Annotated in this window: 14 protein-coding genes; 13 read left to right on the plus strand and 1 reads right to left on the minus strand. The window is 41.8% G+C overall.

What is annotated here, in order from left to right; translation table 11 throughout:
• Nucleotides 1–275: 275 nt before the first annotated feature.
• Both ACFQZR_RS01395 and ACFQZR_RS01400 read left to right on the plus strand, forming a co-directional pair.
• Entirely contained in the window at nt 276–1,502 is a 1,227-nt protein-coding gene (locus ACFQZR_RS01395; protein WP_379342156.1) for an MFS transporter, read from the plus strand.
• 168 nt (nt 1,503–1,670) lie between these two features.
• Entirely contained in the window at nt 1,671–2,585 is a 915-nt protein-coding gene (locus ACFQZR_RS01400) for a TetR/AcrR family transcriptional regulator (protein WP_379342158.1), read from the plus strand.
• Nucleotides 2,586–2,670: 85 nt separating this feature from the next.
• Here the strand turns inward: ACFQZR_RS01400 and glf are convergent, their stop codons facing one another.
• Nucleotides 2,671–3,774 carry a UDP-galactopyranose mutase gene (gene glf / locus ACFQZR_RS01405; RefSeq protein WP_379342160.1) on the minus strand — a complete coding sequence of 368 codons (1,104 nt, stop codon included), beginning with the start codon at nt 3,772–3,774 and terminating at the stop codon, nt 2,671–2,673.
• 194 nt (nt 3,775–3,968) lie between these two features.
• On the opposite strand from glf, the gene ACFQZR_RS01410 reads away from it, so the two are divergent.
• The 11 genes from ACFQZR_RS01410 (at nt 3,969) to ACFQZR_RS01460 (ending at nt 20,643) form a co-directional block, all read left to right on the plus strand.
• Complete coding sequence (locus tag ACFQZR_RS01410; RefSeq protein ID WP_379342162.1) at nt 3,969–4,856, plus strand: LysR family transcriptional regulator; 888 nt, start codon at nt 3,969–3,971, stop codon at nt 4,854–4,856.
• Between the two features lie 268 nt (nt 4,857–5,124).
• Nucleotides 5,125–8,049: a beta-glucosidase gene (locus ACFQZR_RS01415; RefSeq protein WP_379342164.1), complete on the plus strand. Its 2,925-nt coding sequence runs from the start codon at nt 5,125–5,127 to the stop codon at nt 8,047–8,049.
• A 95-nt stretch (nt 8,050–8,144) separates the two neighbouring features.
• Nucleotides 8,145–10,568 (plus strand): beta-glucosidase family protein, encoded by a 2,424-nt coding sequence (locus tag ACFQZR_RS01420; protein WP_379342166.1) that lies wholly within the window; start codon nt 8,145–8,147, stop codon nt 10,566–10,568.
• Nucleotides 10,569–10,595: 27 nt separating this feature from the next.
• Entirely contained in the window at nt 10,596–11,222 is a 627-nt protein-coding gene (locus tag ACFQZR_RS01425) for a hypothetical protein (protein ID WP_379342168.1), read from the plus strand.
• A 3-nt stretch (nt 11,223–11,225) separates the two neighbouring features.
• On the plus strand, nt 11,226–12,242 hold the full coding sequence (locus tag ACFQZR_RS01430) for a glycosyltransferase family 2 protein (RefSeq protein ID WP_379342170.1): 1,017 nt from the start codon (nt 11,226–11,228) through the stop codon (nt 12,240–12,242).
• Between the two features lie 20 nt (nt 12,243–12,262).
• Nucleotides 12,263–13,603: a histidine phosphatase family protein gene (locus tag ACFQZR_RS01435; RefSeq protein WP_379342172.1), complete on the plus strand. Its 1,341-nt coding sequence runs from the start codon at nt 12,263–12,265 to the stop codon at nt 13,601–13,603.
• A gap of 214 nt (nt 13,604–13,817) precedes the next feature.
• Nucleotides 13,818–16,235: a beta-glucosidase family protein gene (locus ACFQZR_RS01440; protein WP_379342174.1), complete on the plus strand. Its 2,418-nt coding sequence runs from the start codon at nt 13,818–13,820 to the stop codon at nt 16,233–16,235.
• A gap of 220 nt (nt 16,236–16,455) precedes the next feature.
• On the plus strand, nt 16,456–18,180 hold the full coding sequence (locus tag ACFQZR_RS01445; protein ID WP_379342176.1) for a sensor histidine kinase: 1,725 nt from the start codon (nt 16,456–16,458) through the stop codon (nt 18,178–18,180).
• Nucleotides 18,155–19,006 (plus strand): response regulator transcription factor, encoded by an 852-nt coding sequence (locus ACFQZR_RS01450; protein ID WP_379342178.1) that lies wholly within the window; start codon nt 18,155–18,157, stop codon nt 19,004–19,006. Before ACFQZR_RS01445 ends, ACFQZR_RS01450 begins: the two co-directional genes overlap by 26 nt.
• A gap of 216 nt (nt 19,007–19,222) precedes the next feature.
• A complete protein-coding gene (locus ACFQZR_RS01455) occupies nt 19,223–19,375 on the plus strand; it encodes an aspartyl-phosphate phosphatase Spo0E family protein (RefSeq protein ID WP_314584876.1) in 153 nt (50 codons plus the stop codon).
• A gap of 209 nt (nt 19,376–19,584) precedes the next feature.
• Entirely contained in the window at nt 19,585–20,643 is a 1,059-nt protein-coding gene (locus ACFQZR_RS01460; RefSeq protein ID WP_379342180.1) for an ABC transporter substrate-binding protein, read from the plus strand.
• Nucleotides 20,644–20,684 lie beyond the last annotated feature (41 nt).

Below are 20,684 nucleotides of genomic sequence, written 5' to 3' on the forward strand. Positions count from 1 at the left end.
GATTGTGCTATAAGTGGCATAATAAATAATGCGGATCCAAATTGGATCCGCTCTTTTTATTACTAGTAAGTTCTCGGACCTCTTGTTTTTTTTAAAGAAGATAACATATACACCGCCCGGCGCTCCTGTGTTCGGGTCTGTTTTGCGTGAAAAGGAATTCGAAGTCAGAAGCGTGATCTAACATTTGACAAACTGCAGAATGTTGGAGTAGCATGGTAAATGACCTTATGGTCATTATAAGAACTGTAAAGTTCTAAGAGAAGGAGATGGGGAGATTGTCAGTACCAAAAAGAGGATCCGGTTCGCTGATTATTCTAATGATTAACATGTTTATCGCCATGGTTGGGATGGGATTGATCATCCCAATCATGCCGAAGTATGTGACGGAGTTTGGCGTAACAGGCCAAGCCATGGGTTATCTCGTAGCGGCATTCGGGTTAACTCAGTTTCTGTTCTCGCCTATCGCAGGCGAGCTGTCGGATAAGTATGGCAGGAAATTGCTTATTGTAACCGGGATGGTACTCTTTACGATCTCACAGCTGTTGTTCGGCGTTGCTACAGAATTATGGATGCTTTATCTTTCCCGCTTATTGGGTGGCATGTCGGCAGCTTTGATGACCCCGCCCATGATGGCGTATGTAGCGGATATTACGACGGAAGAGAAACGCGGCAAAGGACTTGGGCTGCTGATGGCTTCCATGACGCTTGGCGTTGTCATCGGTCCTGGCATTGGAGGGTTCTTGGCGGATTACGGGATTCGAGTGCCATTCTATTGTGCGGCTGCACTCGCGGGCATATCTGCAATCGTGTCGATGCTGTTCCTGCCGGAATCATTGTCGGCAGAAGAAAGAGCGCGTGCAAGAAACAGTATGCAGAAGCGCGAAAATCTGCTCCGTCAGCTTGTCGCCTCAACGAAAGCACCTTACTTCATGCTGCTGGTGCTCGTATTCGCCTTGTCGTTTGGATTACAGAACTTCGAAGCGATCTTTGGCCTGTATGTCGATGTGAAGCATGGCTTTACACCGAAAGACATTTCACTCATGATTACGCTTGGCGCGCTCATCGGCGTGATATGCCAAGCTGTGCTGATTGAACGCTTGCTGCATCGATTCGGTGAGAAGAAGTTGCTGATCTCCATGTTCATCTTATCCGGGGCCAGCATGATTACGATGCTGTTCGTGTCCAATTATTTCCTCATTTTCGTCGTGAGTATGCTGTTCTTCATAGCGACTTCCATTGTGAGGCCAGCAGTTAACACGCTGCTATCGAAGATGGCCGGAAATGAGCAGGGATTCGTGGCTGGCATGAACAATGCATATATGAGTTTGGGCAACATTATCGGCCCATCCATCGCAGGCATTCTGTTCGACGTCCATATTCAAATTCCATACGCCTTCGGTGCTGTTATTTTGTTCATTAGTGCAGCAATATTCGCTATGTGGGGGAAAAAGTCGTCCCATTCGACATCGGCTCAGCAGGCTAAGCACTCACAGACATCGTAATTTTTCTCTCTACGCAAGTGTCGTGTTCAATTTTATATGATCTCTACGTGGTTGCAGCTAATAACCGCTTTTGTTATCATGAAAGAAAGTTAAGAGGTTTTCTCATGATGAAGAGAACTAATCGGTCATAGTAAGAACCTTGGAGATCATAGCGTAGGGGGCAGCATTATGGAAGAGCATATGCCAGAGAAGAAGAAGCAAATCATGCTCTCAGCGATGAAATTATTCGCAACGAAGGGTTTCTCGCATACGACGATGCAGGAGGTAGCCTCGTTCTGCAAAATGTCGAAAGGAAGTGTCTATCAGTACTACAGTTCCAAAGATGAGTTGCTGCTGAACATTTTTATGTATCAATCTAAGTTATTGGAAGATCGTATGCAAATGATGGAGCGGGCAGGAGATCTTAATCCACGAGAACGGCTAATACGTAAAATCGAAGTTTATCTTAGCATATGGAATGAACACCCTGAATTTATTAAAATGCAAATGCGGGATAATGCGGATCATGTAAATAAGGATATTCGTGAATTTATGTTCAAGATGAGTAAGCTTAGTATCGAGATGCTTGTAGAAAGTCTGCGAGATATATACGGGCAGGAATTCGAGCCTTATCTGATGGATGGCGCATCTTTGCTTAGCAGCTTGGTATTCACCTATATGTGTCTTAAGCTATTCGATAACATTCCGATTCAGATAGAAAAGATTAGCAAGCATATTGTCGGAATCATGGATTATACGGCAGAGGGAATGATAAAGCATCGTCCAAGTCCATTGCTGAATGCGCGTATGTTCTCCTTATTGGAGGGGGATGAAGTAAAGACGAAGATCGTACATCCTCTCATCCTCGTGAAGCAAATACGAGAGGCAGTGGAAGGAGCTTCGATCGAAAAGTCGAATAAGCAGGATATACTGGACTCTATCCTTGTGCTTGAAGAGGAATTGCTCCAGGTGCAGCCTCGCAAAGTCATCCTATTAGGTATGTTGTCGAATATTAAAGAAGTTGCGGCTTGGAGTTCATTGTATGAGCAGCTATGTCACGCGATGGATTCTACATTTCGATATGCACCAGGCACTTTTCGTTGAGCATTGTCACCGAATAATGCATAGATAGCCATGCTAGATTTACACTAGCATGGCTTTTGTGAACACAGGGGGTGATTTGTCAGAATCAATCTTTACTGAACTCTTTATTTACAGCTTCCAAGGCTGCGCCTATGATTTGGTGCATATCATAATATTTATAGGTTGCCAATCGTCCACCAAAGATCACATTAGTTTCATAGTCGGCTAACGCTTTATATTTATAATACATGTTGTTATTCTTATCATCATTGATTGGATAATAAGGCTCGTCCCCAGTCTTCCACTCTGTTGGATATTCTCGAGTGACGACCGTTTTGTCCTGAGTGCCAAATTCAAAATGCTTATGCTCAATAATTCGCGTATAGGGTGTCTCTCGATCCGTATAATTGACAACGGCATTTCCTTGATAGTTGGTTGTATCTAACACGGTTGTTTCGAACTCTAAGCTTCTATACTCCAGCACACCATATTGATAATCGAAATATTGATCAACCATCCCCGTATATACGATTTTTTTAGCCAAAGGGGTTAGTTCATCTCTACGCTGGAAGAAATCAACATTTAACTGAATATCTACTCCCTCTAGCATTTTCTCAATGATGGCTTGATAACCGCCAATCGGGATACCTTGATATCGATCATTAAAGTAATTATTATCATACGTAAAACGAACGGGCAGCCTTTTAATGATAAAGGAAGGTAAGTCTCTTGCGGATCTTCCCCATTGTTTTTCGGTGTAACCCTTGATTAGTTTTTCATAAATATCGGTTCCAACGAGTGAAATGGCTTGTTCTTCCAGATTATTAGGTTCTGTAATCCCTGCGGCTTTTTTTTGTTCTTCAATTTTTTGTTGTGCTTCTTCTGGACTTACGACTCCCCATAATTTATTGAACGTATTCATATTGAAAGGAAGGTTATAGATTTCTCCTTTATAATTCGCGATAGGGGAATTGGTATACCTATTAAATTCCACAAAGCTATTTACATACTCCCAAATCTTTTTATTGTTAGTGTGGAAAATATGGGCGCCGTATTTGTGAACGTTAATACCCTCAATCTCTTCGGTGTATACATTTCCGCCGATATGATCTCTTTTATCAATAACCAGACACTTTTTTCCTCTTTTTTTGGCTTCATAAGCAAATACAGATCCGTATAGACCTGCACCCACGATTAAGTAATCATACATGATGAATCTCCTTGTTAGCTATTTTCATTTGGGCAAGTATCTGCCCATTCGTTATCATATTCATTTTTTCATACTAAAATTGATTTAGCAACAAGATCGTTAATTGTCAATCCTAATGTAGGGTGGAAGGATGAAGTATATCTTTGTTATACTGATACAATCAGTCAGTCCCGTTAAAGACGAAAGGAAGCTATATGAATACAGAAGCTTTGGAATCATTCATCAAAGTATATGAGAAAAAAAGTGTTACGGCTGCGGCCAGGGACATGTATATCACACCACAGGGAATAAGTAAGACCATCAAACATCTGGAAATAGAATTAGAAACAGACTTGTTCTATCGAGGGCCGCGTGGAATGGAGGCTACGAAAGCTGGAGAGTTATTATATGCGCGAGCTAAACACATCTGTTACTTGATGGAAGACATCAAAAAAGAAATAAGCATTATGGGCGGAAAAAAAGGAATGCTGCATGTTGTGGTTACTTATTCTACGGCAGCGCTGCTACCTGTAGATGATTTGTATCGGTTTTCTGAGAATTATCCAGACATTCAATTAAAAATAAGAGAATTTCCGGACGAGTATCCTACAGATATGCTATTTCAAGATGAAGTTGATGTTGGTATCGTCATGCAGTCTGACGAAATTGATCATAGTGATTATGAATATGAGTTAATCGCATCAGGGGAAATGGTGGTCGTTGTATCCAAAAACCATCCTCTAGCCGAGAAGAATGAAATTTCAGTGATCGATTTAGAAAATGAATCTTTGGTTATTAAAGCGGTGGGGCAAGAGAAGGAGCATGGATTTTTAATCAAATGTTTGGAATACGGATATACACCGAATGTCATTCATGAATTTAGCAGTGTGACATCTGCGCACAGGTTTTGTAAAAAGTATGGGTTTGTCATCGTATCGGTCGATTTTATTGAAGAAGCATTTCAAGATGAAGATTTTAAAATTGTAAGATTAAAGGAAAAAATTCCACAACATTTTTATCTTGTCCTTAGAAAAAGAGGAATTCAATCGAAGGCAGTTTCATTATTCCAAAGTTATATCAAAGAAAAAATGAAGTCGTTTTGATGTGCAGAATAGCCCATCTAAACGACTTTTTTGATCTATTAGAATTTATATTTTCCGGGGCCCCCCGCAAAGTATCTGAATCAGCTTCGAAGTAAAGACCGCACTTTGTGGGGTTATTTTGGATGGGGTAAACAAAAAGTTACCGCCCCCTAACTATTGGTTGATAGTTATTTCTTTTTCTATGCATTACTCTTAAAATGCGAGCATGAAAGCATACATTCCATGCTTGTACACATGTGAATCACTACATATACAGAGGGGGAAAGACATGAGTAAACCAGTTAAAAGTAAAAAAACGACTACAATTTGGGTAGCGATCCTATTAGCACTAATCATTGGCACAATTGTAACCGTGTCCATTTTTACAGTTTCAACCATGGTAACGGTATTGCTTGTTGCTTCTAGTATTCTTGCAGTCGCTGTCCTTGTTTACGGTTTCATTTTGGCAAAAAGAAATAAGGCGGAGAAAAAAGGGTTAAGAAGACTATGGATAACCTTGTTAAGTTTGGGGCTCGTCGTTGTTGTGGGTCTTAATGCTGGGGTATACCAATATCAGGTTGTCATTAACCAATATTTGACCAAAGCGAAGGTTGATGAAGCAGAACTTGCTAAGGCAACAGAAGCTTCCAAATCCATTGTGGAACAAATCGAAGATGAGGGGCTTGTTCTTCTTGAGAACAAACAGAATACACTTCCTCTCAACACATCTAACGACCGAGAAAAGAATGTAAACGTGTTTGGACAAGCGTCCATTCGAATGGTCTACGGTGGCAGTGGTTCAGGTTCCGGGGATGAAAGTGCAAATGTAACGATTCAGCAAGGTCTGGAAAAGGCAGGATTTACGGTAAATAATGAGTTAACACAATTCTATCAAACGCATGCTCCTGCAAAAAAGGAAATGAACGTCTTTGATATGAATGGCGGTGACTATACATTACATGAGCCGAAGAATAGTGATTTTGGCGATAAATTGTTAGCGGATGCAGAGAAATTCTCTGATGTAGCACTCATCGTTCTATCAAGAGCTGGCGGAGAAGGCGGCGACCTTCCACTTGAAACAGCAGAGTATGGCGGCTCGAAGGATCGTCATTATCTTCAATTGTCAGCAGCGGAAGAGCAATTAATCAAGATGGTTACATCGAGAAATTTCAAAAAAGTAGTCGTTGTTGTGAATTCCAGTAATGCCATGGAATTAGGATTTCTGAAGAATGAGGACATCGACGCTGCCATTCAAATCGGTGGTCCTGGGTCGACAGGTAATACCAGTGTAGGCAGTGTACTAGCAGGTAAGGTAAATCCATCAGGCCGATTAGTAGATACCTATGCTTATGACGTAACATCGGCTCCGGCATTCTATAATGCAGGAGATTTTAAATACTCCAATTCCGAGCATACAACTGTAGATAAGTATGGAGATTCATACCCTAAATTTCTTAATTTCGTAAATTATAATGAAGGCATTTATGTTGGTTATCGTTACTATGAAACTCGTTACGTGAACAATGAAACAGGGTTAATGAATGAGGCAGCGTATCAGAAAGCTGTTCAGTACCCGTTCGGTTACGGTCTAAGCTATACGAACTTTAAGCAAGAAATTACAAACTACACCACAACAGATGACAAGATTTCCGTTGACGTAAAAGTAACCAATACGGGAACGACAGCTGGTAAGGAAGTAGTGCAGCTGTATTATACAGCCCCTTACCAAGTTGGTGGAATCGAAAAATCCCATGTGGTGCTAGGAGCATTTGATAAAACAAAACTTCTTGAGCCGGGTGCTTCCGAGACGGTTAAGCTTGAAATTACGGTAGAAGATATGGCTTCTTATGACTCTAAGAATAAGAAAGCCTATGTACTTGATGCTGGCACATATGACATTAAATTGATGAACAATGCTCATGATGTGATCGATTCAAGAACATATCAAGTGAAAGATACCGTTGTTTATAATCAAGACCATAAACGTTCCTCCGATCAAGTAACTGCAACGAATACGTTTGATGAGGCAGCTGGTGATTTAACTTATGTCTCCAGAGCAGATTGGGAAGGAACATTGCCTAAAGAACGGACGAAAGATAAGGAAGCGTCACAAGAATTGATACAGGCCCTGAAAGATCAGCAGGTGATCGATAACCCTGATGATAAAGACATTGTATTCGCAAAACATGGCCTAACGCTGAAAGATGTCGCTGGTTTGGACTATAACGATCCAAAGTGGAATGATTTGCTTGAGCAACTTTCAATTAAAGATATGACACAATTAATCGGATATGGCGGATATGCGACGCAGGCAGTTGATTCCATTAGAAAGCCGATTGTAACGGATTTGGATGGTCCGGCTGGTATAAACGCCCTTCTTACTGGCTTGAAAGGCGTGCAATATATGACTGAGGTTGTGCTTGCATCCACATGGAATATGGATCTTGCTCAAAAAATGGGTGAAACCTTAGCGAATGAAGCGACAGTATATAGTGTAAGTGGACTATACGCTCCGGCCATGAACATTCATCGTACACCGTTCTCAGGAAGAAACTTTGAATATTATTCAGAAGATGCATTGCTCTCAGGTAAGATGGGTGCTGCTGTTGTTCAAGGTGCCGCTACTAAGGGTGTATATACCTTTATTAAACACTTTGCATTAAACGATCAGGAAACAAACCGTGATGGTGTTGCTGTTTGGTCCAATGAGCAAGCCATTCGTGAACTATATTTAAAACCTTTTGAGATTTCCATTAAGGAAGGAAAGTCTTCTGCTGTTATGTCTTCCTATAGCCGTATTGGAACGAAGTGGGCTGGTGCGCATGCTGGACTGTTTAAAACCGTGCTTCGTGATGAATGGGGATTCAAAGGAATGGTCATTAGTGACTTCGATATGTATCCATTTATGAATGTAGATCAGGCGATTCGCGCAGGTAATGATTTGATGCTTACGACGCTCGGTGACAAACCGACCAAATTAAGCACAGATACAAATACAGGAAGACAAGCGATGAGAACCGCCAGTCACAATATCCTGTACACCGTTGCCAATAGTAATGCACAGGATATTGTTACACCTTATCCATATTGGGTGCTGCTCCTTGGTCTAGCGGATATCCTTCTTCTGGCATTGCTCGTACTTGGATTCAAGAAAGTGACACGTCAAAGAAATCGCAAGACAGAAGTGCTTAGTGATCCAAATCAAAATCTATAATTTCGTCACCATTTATATCAAACTAAAAGAATGATGTGCTTTTGGCGGTAACCCTCGTGGTTACCGCCAAAAGGGCTAAAATGAGGAATTCAACCATGAAATATCAAGACTTAATTCAACAAATGACGTTAGAAGAGAAAGCATCGTTAATGTCAGGAAAAGATTTCTGGCAAACTCAGGATATAAAGCGTCTCGGAATCGATAGTATATTTCTTGCAGATGGACCGCATGGTATTCGCAAACAAGCGGAGGCAGCAGACCATCTAGGCCTGAATCCAAGTAATCCGGCAACTTGTTTTCCAACGGCTGCGACGGTAGCTAACAGTTGGAACACGGAACTCGGGGAGAAAATTGGAGATTACCTTGGCGAAGAGGCTGCTGCACAAAAAGTCCATGTCCTGCTGGGACCTGGTATCAATATGAAGCGAAATCCTTTATGTGGTAGAAATTTTGAGTATTTTAGCGAGGATCCCTATCATGCTGGTAAAATGGCTGCTAGTTATATTCAGGGCATTCAATCCCATGGCATTTCAGCCTGTGTGAAGCACTTTGCCGTGAATAATCAGGAAGAACGACGGATGTCCATTGATACGATCGTGGATGAGAGAACACTGCGGGAAATTTACCTTACCGCATTTGAAATTGCAATCCAAGAAGGCAAGCCCAAAACGGTCATGTCTTCCTATAATATGTTAAATGGCGCCTACACCAATGAGAACCTCCACTTGATGGTGGAGATCCTGCGGAAGGAATGGAATTACGAAGGGGTCGTCGTCACGGATTGGGGCGGAAGCAATGACCGTGTGGCAGGACTGTTAGCTGGTAATGAGTTGGAAATGCCAACGACAGCCGGCGAGACCAATGAAGAAATTATTCAGGCCATTCAAAGTGGAAAGATCACAGAAGAAGTGCTGGATGAATGTGTGGACAGGCTGCTTGATCTGATCTTCACAACGGAGGAAGCCTTTAAGAAAGCTTATAAAAAAGACTTCGATGTAGAACAGCACCATCAATTAGCGCAGAAAGCAGCGGAAGAGTCCATCGTGCTGCTCAAAAATGAAGGTAATATATTACCGCTTAAACAAGGTGTTAAAGCAGCTATTATTGGTGACTTTGCCAAGGATGCACGATATCAAGGGGCAGGATCATCGATCGTCAACCCTACAAAACTGAATCATACGCTGGATTGTATTGAAGAATCAGGCATTGTCAGCGTCGGATTTGAACCCGGCTTTGAGCGTTATGGGAAGAAAAATCAGCAAAAAATAAATCAAGCATGTGCTCTTGCGAAGAATGCTGATGTCGTTCTGTTATATATGGGTCTGGATGAAGTGACCGAAGCTGAAGGGCTGGATCGGCACAACATGAAGATTCCGGAGAATCAGATTGATTTATTACATGCGTTGTATCAAGTAAATTCGAATATCGTGGCGATCCTTTCTTGCGGCTCCGCCGTAGAAATGCCTTGGATTGACAAAGTAAAAGGACTGGTACATGGTTATTTGGGCGGTCAGGCGGGAGCAAGAGCAATCCTCCGGGTTCTATCAGGCGAAGTCAATCCGTCCGGGAAATTGGCAGAAACCTATCCGCTTTATTATGAGGACACACCATCATACCACCAATTTCCAGGCAAGGAAGTCAGCGTAGAATACCGAGAAGGGGTGTACATTGGCTATCGGTTTTATGATACAGCGAATGTAGAGGTGTTGTTCCCGTTTGGTTACGGACTGAGCTATACGACCTTCGATTATACGGATATTCAAGTCAATAAGACAGGTGTGACATTCCAATTAACCAATTCAGGAGACAAGGCTGGTATGGAGGTTGTGCAGCTCTACGTTGGGTGTCAATCCGAGGATATTTTCAGACCGAAAAAAGAATTAAAGGGATTTACAAAAGTATTTATTCAACCGGGTGAAACCAAGCTGGTCACCATTCCTTTTGACGATAAGACTTTCCGTTATTTCAATGTAAAGAGTAATCAGTGGGAAGTCGAAGAAGCGGAATATAAGATCATGATTGGTGCATCAAGTGCGGATATCAGATTAGAGGAAGTTCTTTTTGTGGAAGGGACTGGAGCCCCATTGCCCTATGAAAAGGAGAAGCTTCCATCGTATTATTCAGGTCAAGCAAGCAAAGTGAGTGAAAAAGAATTTGAACATTTGCTCGGTCGCAAGATACCGATCTCCACATGGGACAGAACCAAACCGCTTGGTTATAACGATACGATCGCGCAATGTCAATATGCCAAGGGTTTATTCGCAAGGTTTGCGTATCATATGATCGAGTTTGCGTATTGGTTCTTAAAGAAAATCGGCAAAAGAAGTACGGCAAATCTCATCATGATGTCCGTGTATCATATGCCGTTCCGGGGAGTTGCCCGAATGACAGGCGGCGTTGTCAATATGCCGATGTTGGATGGGATTCTGATGATTGTGAATGGTCATTTCTTTAAGGGATTGCGGCATTTCTTCAAGGAAAGAAGCAAGATGTTAAGGGTCGCTAGACGCAACATTTAACATAATAAGCGACAAAGGAGCGGGAATATGAGTAATAAAAAAGAAGCTGCAGGACTGATGGGCTTTTGGGCTAACTACAAGGAAAAACATCCGAATACCGCACAATTTTTGGTGTTTTTTGTATTGAGTAATGGAATTACCGTTTTGCAAATTTTACTAATGCCTTTCTTTAAAAGTTTGTTCGCACAGACAACGTTAGTAGATACAAATTTTCAAATTTGGCAGATGGGACATAACTTTAATGGCAGTGATTATTATATATTTGATTATGCTGCAGGCTCTCTGTCATCCGGAGGCGGAGGCGGTCTTGCCTATTTCCTCGCCGTTCAAATCACGCTGGCGATTGCACAGATCATCAACTTTTTCGTGCAAAGAAGCGTTACATTCAAGTCGAACAGTAATATATGGAAAGCAGCATTTTGGTACGTCATCGCTTATATCGTGATCACAATTGGTGCAGCAGCAGCCCAAGGCTTCTACAAAGCGCCAATTTATGAGTTGTTCATGAATACGTGGGGTATGGGATCTGTTGGGGAAACGATCGCAGACGTCATTACGATGATTATCAACAGTGCGATTTCCTTCTGGGTGTTCTTCCCAATTTTTAAAGTGATCTTTAAACAAAAACCAGAAAATCAGGAACAGGTAGTGTGAGAAATGAAATTATTATCCGTTGTTATACCTTGCTATAATTCGCAGGATTATATGCGATATTGTATAGAATCCCTGTTACCAGGGGGAGAAAATGTAGAGTTAATCATTGTTAATGATGGCTCCGTGGATCAAACCGCACAAATTGCGGATGAGTATGCAGATCGATATCCAACGATTGTCAAAGTCATTCATCAAGAAAATGGTGGGCACGGAGAGGCTGTTAATACAGGTATTCGTCATTCATCAGGCTTGTATTTTAAGGTTGTTGACAGTGATGACTGGGTAGATATCAGAGCTTATCTCAAAATTCTAGAAACGATAAGTGATTTCGTAGCAAGAATCAAAGCTGTTGACATGATGATTAGCAATTTTGTCTATGAAAAAGAAGGCGTAAGCTATAAGAAGATTATGAAATACAATAATGTACTCCCGGAAGGAACGATTTTTACATGGGACGACATGTTGCATTTTCGTAAAGGACAATATCTTATGATGCATTCGATCATCTACAGAACACAATTGCTAAGAGATTGTCAGTTGGAACTTCCGAAGCATACCTTTTATGTAGACAATTTATTCGTATATGCACCGCTTCCGCATGTGAAGAGTATCTATTATATCAATGTCGATTTCTATCGATATTTCATTGGCAGAGAGGATCAGTCTGTTCAGGAGAATGTGATGATCAAAAGGATTGATCAACAGATTAAAGTCAATAAACTTCTGATCAACCAAGTCAATATCGAATCTATTACAAATCCTAATCTGCGTCACTATTTGCTCAGACATCTGGAAATTGTTACGGTGATATCTACGATATTGTTAATCCGTTCTGGAACGGCTGAAAATCTCATGAAGAAAAAAGAGTTATGGAAATATATCGAAGATAAGGATACCAATTTGTATCGTAGTCTTAAATATGGTTTTATGGGCAGGTTAACTAGTTTGCCAGGACGGGCTGGACGCAGTATTTCTGTGGGAGCTTATAAAATATCACAAAGATTAATAGGGTTTAACTAATGTTAACGGGGGGACCAGCGTTGAAGAAGAAAATAGCAAGCGCGATATCGGTCATGATGGTTGCAATGTTGATGGTTGTTTACACTGCGGCTGCAGCTGGGGCTAGTGACGGCAATCAAGCTCAGAATGGCAAGACGATTACGTTTTATCTGGTGCGGCATGGCGAAACGGTGTTCAACACCCAAAAGCGACTTCAGGGGTACTCGGATTCTCCACTCACGGAAGAAGGAATCAAAGTTGCCGAGAATTTGGGAAGAGGGTTAAAAGATATTCCGTTTAACGCGGCTTACAGCAGCACGAGCGAACGGGCGAGCGACACGGCCAATTTGATTCTGAAAGGCAGATACATTCCGATCACCAAGGACAAGCGGCTCAAAGAAATCAATTTTGGCAGCTGGGAAGGCGAATATACAGACGATATTCTGAAGCAGCATCCCGACTTCTACGATAGTCCAGATCTATACAAAACGGTTGGTGGAGAATCTTATGAAGAACTCTATAAGCGGACGGAAGCGGCGATGAATCGGATCGTGGAAGAGAACAAAGCGAAAGGCGGCAATGTTCTTGTCGTGTCTCACGGATTGACGATTCTGAATTACGTGACGGCGCTGGATCCGAACAGCTGGGATTGGAACAAAGGCGGCTTGCCAAATTCAAGCGTGACGAAGGTACAGTGGAAAGATGGGAAATTCAAAGTGTTAACAGTCGGTGATCCAAGCTATGCGGAGAAGGGCGAAATGAAGCTTACATTCTATTTGGTACGACATGGCGAAACGATATTTAATGTGCAAGACCGGATGCAAGGCTATTCGGATTCCCCATTAACGGAAAAAGGGATCAAGGTTGCTGAAAACTTGGGAAGAGGCTTAAAGGACATTCCTTTTAGCGCTGCTTACAGCAGTACAAGTGAACGGGCGGTAGATACAGCCGATATCATTTTGGATGGAAGAAACTTGCCGCTGAAGACGGATAAAAGGTTGAAGGAAATGAACTTCGGGGATTGGGAAGGAGAATTTACAAGCGACATTCTGAAGCAGCATCCTGACTTCTACGATAGCCCGGATCTATTAAAAACCGTTGGCGGCGAATCTTACGCAGAACTTCTGAAGCGGACGGAAGCGGCAATGAACCGGATCGTTGAAGAGAACAAAGGAAAAAGCGGCAATATTCTTGTCGTTAGTCACGGTCTCACCATTCTGAACTATGTGACGGCGCTGGATCCGAATAGCTGGGATTGGGACAAAGGCGGCCTGCCGAATTCGAGCGTAACGACGATCGAATGGCAAGACGGCAAGTTTAAAGTGCTTACAGTCGGCGATCCAAGCTATGCGAAAAAAGGCGAGAAATCCGTTAAATTATAAGTTATCGACAGATACTTTTGACAGTCTGAAGCAGGTACCTGATTAGGTATCTGCTTTTTTTGATTTCGGCTAAGGATACAAAAGTAGCATTAGAAAGTATTTGGAATCTGTAGTAAAATATTTTATAACGATTAGTAGATTTCATTGTTTTTTAAATAAGTCTATTGTTATATTTCTGTGCAAATACTGTCAAAAATATAAAAGAGGAAAATAAATGAAGTATAAAGAACTAATAGAAAAAATGACGTTAGAAGAGAAAGCATCTTTCATGTCAGGAAAAGATTTCTGGCAAACTCAGGATATGAAACGTCTCGGAATCCATAGTATATTTCTTGCAGATGGACCGCATGGGATTCGAAGACAGGCAGTAGCGTCAGACAAATTGGGTCTTAATGCCGGTTTACCGGCAACTTGTTATCCAACAGCTGCAACGGTAGCCAATAGCTGGAATATGGAGCTCGGAGAAAAAGTCGGAGAGTATCTTGGAGAAGAGGCAATTACACAGAAAGTCCATGTCTTGCTCGGACCTGGCGTCAATATGAAGCGAAATCCTTTATGCGGTAGAAATTTTGAGTATTTTAGCGAGGATCCCTATCATGCCGGTAAAATGGCTGCCAGTTATATTCGAGGAATTCAATCCCAAGGCGTTTCAGCCTGTGTGAAGCATTTTGCCGTGAACAATCAGGAAGAACGACGTATGTCGATTGATACGATCGTGGATGAGAGAACGCTTCGTGAAATTTATTTGACTGCCTTTGAAATTGCAGTGCAAGAAGGCAAGACGAAGTCAATCATGTCTTCCTATAACAAATTAAACGGAACCTACGCCAATGAAAATATGCATTTAATGCAAGATATTCTACGTGGTGAATGGGACTATACAGGCACGATTATTACGGACTGGGGCGGAAGCAATGACCGCGTGGCAGGCCTTTTAGCTGGTAATGAGTTGGAAATGCCTACTACAGCCGGGGAGACCGACCAAGAAATTGTTCAAGCCATTCAAAGCGGAAAGATTAAAGAAGAAGTATTGGACGAATGTGTAGACAGGCTACTGGAACTTATTTTTACAACGCAGAAAGTGTACCAGAGACCTCATACCGATTTTAATATCGAGAAACATCATCGCGTGTCGCAAAAGGTTGCAGAAGAGTCTATCGTACTTCTTAAGAATGAAGAGGGGATATTACCGCTTAAATTTGGGAAGAAAGTAGCCGTTATCGGTGATTTTGCCAAGGATGCACGATATCAGGGGGCAGGATCATCGATCGTAAACCCGACAATACTGGATCATACGTTGGATTGCTTTGAGGAATCGGGCATTGTCAGCATTGGATTTGAACCCGGCTTTGAACGTTATGGGAAGAAAAATCAGAAAAAAATTGCTAAAGCATGCGCCCTTGCCGCGCAAGCAGATGTCGTTCTGTTGTATTTAGGTTTGGATGAAGTGACGGAAGCTGAAGGATTAGATCGACAAAGCATGAAGATTCCTGAGAATCAGATTGATTTGTTGCATGCTTTATATCAAATGAATTCGAATATCGTGGCCATTCTTTCTTGCGGTTCAGCTGTAGAAATGCCTTGGATTGACAAGGTGAAAGGACTGTTACATGGTTATTTAGGCGGTCAGGCGGGAGCCAGAGCGATCCTTCGGGTTTTATCAGGCGATGTCAATCCGTCTGGGAAATTGGCAGAAACCTATCCGCTTCGATATGAGGATACACCATCGTATTATCATTTTCCAGGCAAGGAAGTCAGCGCAGAGTACAGAGAAAGTGTGTACATTGGCTATCGGTATTATGATACAGCGAATGTAGACGTCCTGTTCCCGTTTGGCTACGGACTGAGCTATACGACCTTTGATTATGCTGACATTCAAATCAATAAGACAGGTGTAACATTCCAATTAACCAATTCAGGAGACAGGGCTGGAATGGAGGTTGTCCAGCTCTACGTTGGATGTACATCCAATGATATTTTCAGACCGACAAAGGAATTAAAGGGATTTACGAAAGTATTTATAAATGCAGGTGAGTCCAAGCAGGTATTCATTCCTTTTGACGATAAGACTTTCCGTTATTTCAATGTAAAGACCAATCAGTGGGAAGTCGAAGAAGCGGAATATAAGATTAAGATTGGTGCATCAAGTGCCGATATCCGATTAGAGGAAGTTCTTTTTGTGGAAGGGACAGGAGCCCCATTACCTTATGACAAGGAGAAGCTGCCATCATATTACTCCGGCCAAGTAAGCATGGTGAGTGAAGAAGAATTTGAACACCTGCTTGGGCGTAAGGTGCCAGTCTCCACATGGGATCGAAGCAAACCACTGGAATATAACGATACGATTGCGCAGTGTCAATATGCCAGGGGAGTATTTGGAAGGCTTGCGTATCATTCGATCGTATTTGCGTATTGGTTCCTCCGAAAAATCGGGAGAAGAAGCACGGCAAATCTTATCATGATGTCCGTGTATCATATGCCGTTTAGGGGAATAGCCAGAATGACAGGTGGCGTTGTAAATATGCCAATGTTAGATGGTATTCTGATGATTGTGAATGGTCATTTCTTCAAGGGTTTGCGGCATTTCTTCAAGGAAAGAAGCAAGATGTTAAAGGTTGCAAGAGTGAAATAACTATCTGAACTATTTAAGGCCCAGTACCGCTGCGTTCGCAGCGGTACTGGGCCTTTTGTCATTCATCATGGCAGAAAATAAAAGATTTGAAGTTAACTTTGTGAGACGAGAAATCTATGATCAGAAGATCAGAAGCATATTAAGATTTTATGAATTCAATTTCATGATAAATGGATGTGATAATATGTGAAATAAGATCTTCAAGTATAAAGGTGAGGCAATGGCAAGCAATATCAGACGTTTTAAAGATGACATTAGAAACTCATTTATTATCTATGCACTGATTCCGGTTATCATTATTACGGTAGCCAGTTACCTCCTGTCATTCTCCGGCTTTTATCGAAATATTGTTTCGCGCAACTATGAGTATAATGAACAAATAGCGGATACAGTAGGATCTATTATTGGTTCTTATCAGCAAGAAGCAGATTCTTTGTCAAATGACGTCAATATGCGGGCATATCTGGAAACGAATCATTCCAAGAGTGCATTATACGAAACGCTTTATAATTTTATGAATCAGATGGAGACAAAGGGAAGTTTCTTCGTATTTGACGATAAGCTGAAGCCTTTAATCCAAAGCACGAATCATATCCCTGAATATGCCCAAGGTGAAAATGCGAAAAAGTGGGGAATCATTGGAAGAATGTTGGATACGCCGGAGAAGGTTATCTTATCCAGGCACCCTGCTCTTGATGCGGATAGCCAAAGCTTGACAGTAGGAAAAGCAATAATAATAGAAGGACATGTTGCTGGATTTATCACCTTCGACTTTAACAAAAGCGACCTGGTTAAGCTGATCAGCAAAAACTCCTCGACTAGCGTTGTTATAACCGATCATTTCGGCTATGTGATTGCATGCACGAATGAATTGCTCGTGAACGAATTAGGGAAATTGGATATGAATTACAGAGATCATTCTGGTGTTGTAGAATCGAATGAAGACAGTCAATATGTGACAAGAAGTGAAATTCTCGATGGGGAAATTCGAATTTATACCCTCACCTCCATCGGTTACTTTAGATCGATGCTTATTTTGGCAGGTTTGCTGTTAAGCTTGCTTTTTATCATGTTAGCCCTGACTACCTATCTATCGGCAAGAAAAATTGCAAATAGTAAAACTAGGGTGATAGACGACATCATTAGGGCGATCGAGAATGTTCAGAATGGTAACTTGGATACCCGGCTATTGGTCAAATCTAACGATGAGTTTCAGGTTTTTGCGGATGCATACAATCAGATGTTGGACGATATCAAAAACTTGATAGAAGCGAATAAGGAAAAGGCTCGGCAGAACATAATATCCGAAATTAAACAACTAGAATCTCAATTTAATCCTCACTTTCTGTTCAACACGCTGGAAGCAATTCGTTTTATGGTGAAAATGAATCCTTCATCTGCAAATACGATGATATTAGTCTTATCGAACTTGTTAAGGTACAGCATCAATAATACGATTTCGGAGGTGAGCCTGGCGGAGGATGTCGAGTATACCAAGAACTATCTTTTCATTCAAAAATACCGTTTTGGAAGTCTTTTCGACTATGATATTCGTGTGGAAGAAGCCGCCTTGGATTGCATTGTTCCTAAGCTCATCATCCAGCCGATCATAGAGAATGCAATCCAACACGGCTTTGCAAATCGTCAGTCCTTAAGTGTGAAGATAGAGGCGGGCATATCCGGGGACAACTTGGTCGTCATCATCAATGATGATGGTGAGGGGATGGAACCGCAGGTTCTACATAATATCAGGCATATTCTGGAGCAGCATGTTAACCATTCTTCCCATGTCGGACTATATAATGTCCATCGAAGAGTGCAGCTCATTTACGGTGAGAATTACGGGGTAGATATAACTAGCAAGCATCATAGCGGAACAGTCGTTACAATCACATTGCCGGTTAACAGGGGAGGAACGAATGTTGCTGAAGGTAGTCATCGTTGAAGACGAGGAGATTATTCGAAAAGGGCTGGTTCATACCGTGGATTGGCTGTCAATGCATTGTACCGTTATAGGCGATACCAGTAACGGGCAGGACGGACTCCGATTGATCGAGCAGTACCGACCCGACATCGTGATTACAGATATCAGGATGCCTGTCTTGAATGGAATAGATATGGTAGAGCAAGCGCAGCAAATCTATTCATTCCAGAGCATTATTCTGACCAGCTATAGTGAATTTGAATATGCCAAGAGGGCGATTTCATTGAAAGTGTTCGAATATTTGTTAAAGCCTGTTGATGAACTGAAGCTTGCTGGAATTATCGAGAATATCAAGCGCGAAATTAATCAAGGCAAGGTTTACGATGACATCATCCATATAACGAATAAGATGAAAGAAGATATCCATTTGATTGATTTGAATGATTATCTATTTGCTGAACAAAAGCAGAACTATTATGTCAGTGAGGCGATTAAGCGAATCAAGAGTGATTACGATCAGAAGCTCAGTATCGAATCGATAGCCGATGAGCTGGGCGTCAGTCCAAGTTACTTAAGTCGAAAATTGAAAGAGATGACTTCCCAGACTTTTTTGGACATCCTTAATAAGTACAGAATTCAGAAAGCTGTAGAATTGCTTGCTGCAGGAAAATGCCGGATTTATGAAATCGCCAATATGACGGGCTTCAGCGAATATAAGCACTTTTGTAATGTGTTCAAAAAATACACAGGTACAAACCCAACAAATTTCATGAAATCTAGTAACCGGGTCATCGTTAAGAATTCACCGAAAGAAAAGAAAGAATTAACTGGAGTTGGAATGGAGTGAAGATATAAATTTGTATAGCGAATTACAACAGCTCATAAGGGGATGGACACCTTTATGAGCTTATTTTGATGAGAGAACATGTCTAGCTAGTTGTTCATTTTTTCGGATACTTATACTCTTTTTTCGGATTGTTCTCCCTATTTCCTCTTCATTAGAATTGACTTGAAGCTAACGATTTCTAATTGTTAAAGTTGTGATGGCGTAGGAGGGTTACAAATGGTTAGGTTTTCGGATATTAACCATGAGATCGAACAAAAAAGGATAGAACTGAATCAGGCTGGTTTGGACTATGAATTCGATCTACGGTCAGAAGAAATCTTGAATTTATCGATAGAATTGGATCGACTTCTCAATGAATATCATAAATAACTACTCTGCCCCAATAGGGCTGCACGTTGCAAACAGCTCATGGCGGTGCCGACACCTCCATGAGCTGTTTTTGTGTAGGTGAGGAATTCCCCGGAAGGTGTTCATTTTTTAGGATAGTTATACGGTTTTTTTGGATTTTACCCTTATTATCTTCTCTATAAAATGGAGATGTAGACAAACAAAAAACATGATCTATTGGAGGAGTTAGAGTGAAAAGGACATTCGTATTCTTACTGACAGCATGCATGATTTTATTGAGCGCTGCTTGCTCAAGCACAGGGACAGACAAGACAGGCACTGCCACAAATTCCGAAAGTAATGAAAGCGTGAAGAGCGAAGCATCCAAGTCGCTAGTCGTGTATACAGCAGCCGCGACCGAAGTTATGAATGTTGTGATTCCTGAATTTGAAGCGAAAACAGGGATTAAGGTTGAAGTCGTTACAGCAGGTACAGGAGAGCTTCTTAAGCGAATCGAAGCCGAAAAGGACAATCCACTCGGCGATGTTGAGTGGGGAGGGACGGTGCCGGTTGTAGTGCCGAAACAACAATTGTTCGAACCTTATACATCGGAGAATGATAGCGCGATGATCGATACGGCCAAGAACACGGAAGGTACGATTACCCGGAACAACATTATTCCGATGGTGCTTCTTGTGAACAAGAATCTGATTGGCGACATCAAAATTGAAGGCTATGCGGACCTTCTCAATCCGAAGCTGAAAGGGAAAATCGCATTCCCTGATCCAGCCAAATCGTCAACCGGCTTGACGCATCTTGCGAACATCTTACAGACGATCGGAGCGGAAGATGAGAATAAAGGCTGGGATTATGTCAATAGCCTGATCAAGAATCTTGACGGCAAGCTGATTTCAAGTTCGTCTGCCGTGCCTAAAGGGGTTGCCGATGGCGAGTATGTTGTCGGAATCACGCACGAAGAGATGGCGTCCGCGGCGGTCAGACAAGGATCTCCCGTAGAGATTGTTTACATGAATGAGGGCGTCATCGTATCACCGGGTACGGTACAGATCATTAAAGGCGCGAAAAATATGGAAAACGCTAAGAAATTCGTTGATTTTATAACATCGAAAGATTTACAGACACTAACTGCAGAGAAGTTGAACATGCGGGCTTCAAGGACGGATGTCCCTGCTCCGACAGGGCTGAAAGAGGTTACGGAATTTAAGATCGTGCAAGAAAATTTGCAGAAAGAGCTGGATAACAATCAGGTGTGGCTCGACAAGTTTAAAGATCTTTACACAAGCAATTGATAGAACAATTGAACATCTAAGATAAGAAATAAAGTTGCAAT

Origin of the sequence: Paenibacillus sp. GCM10027629 (assembly GCF_042676425.1) — a bacterium.
GTDB lineage: Bacteria > Bacillota > Bacilli > Paenibacillales > Paenibacillaceae > Paenibacillus_K > Paenibacillus_K terrigena.

Coding starts and splice junctions, on each gene's coding strand:
- ACFQZR_RS01400 (WP_379342158.1), top strand. CDS start 1,671: ATGGAAGAGCATATGCCAGAGAAGAAGAAGCAAATCATGCTCTCAGCG.
- glf (WP_379342160.1), bottom strand. CDS start 3,774: ATGTATGATTACTTAATCGTGGGTGCAGGTCTATACGGATCTGTATTT.
- ACFQZR_RS01410 (WP_379342162.1), top strand. CDS start 3,969: ATGAATACAGAAGCTTTGGAATCATTCATCAAAGTATATGAGAAAAAA.
- ACFQZR_RS01415 (WP_379342164.1), top strand. CDS start 5,125: ATGAGTAAACCAGTTAAAAGTAAAAAAACGACTACAATTTGGGTAGCG.
- ACFQZR_RS01420 (WP_379342166.1), top strand. CDS start 8,145: ATGAAATATCAAGACTTAATTCAACAAATGACGTTAGAAGAGAAAGCA.
- ACFQZR_RS01425 (WP_379342168.1), top strand. CDS start 10,596: ATGAGTAATAAAAAAGAAGCTGCAGGACTGATGGGCTTTTGGGCTAAC.
- ACFQZR_RS01430 (WP_379342170.1), top strand. CDS start 11,226: ATGAAATTATTATCCGTTGTTATACCTTGCTATAATTCGCAGGATTAT.
- ACFQZR_RS01440 (WP_379342174.1), top strand. CDS start 13,818: ATGAAGTATAAAGAACTAATAGAAAAAATGACGTTAGAAGAGAAAGCA.
- ACFQZR_RS01445 (WP_379342176.1), top strand. CDS start 16,456: ATGGCAAGCAATATCAGACGTTTTAAAGATGACATTAGAAACTCATTT.
- ACFQZR_RS01450 (WP_379342178.1), top strand. CDS start 18,155: ATGTTGCTGAAGGTAGTCATCGTTGAAGACGAGGAGATTATTCGAAAA.
- ACFQZR_RS01455 (WP_314584876.1), top strand. CDS start 19,223: ATGGTTAGGTTTTCGGATATTAACCATGAGATCGAACAAAAAAGGATA.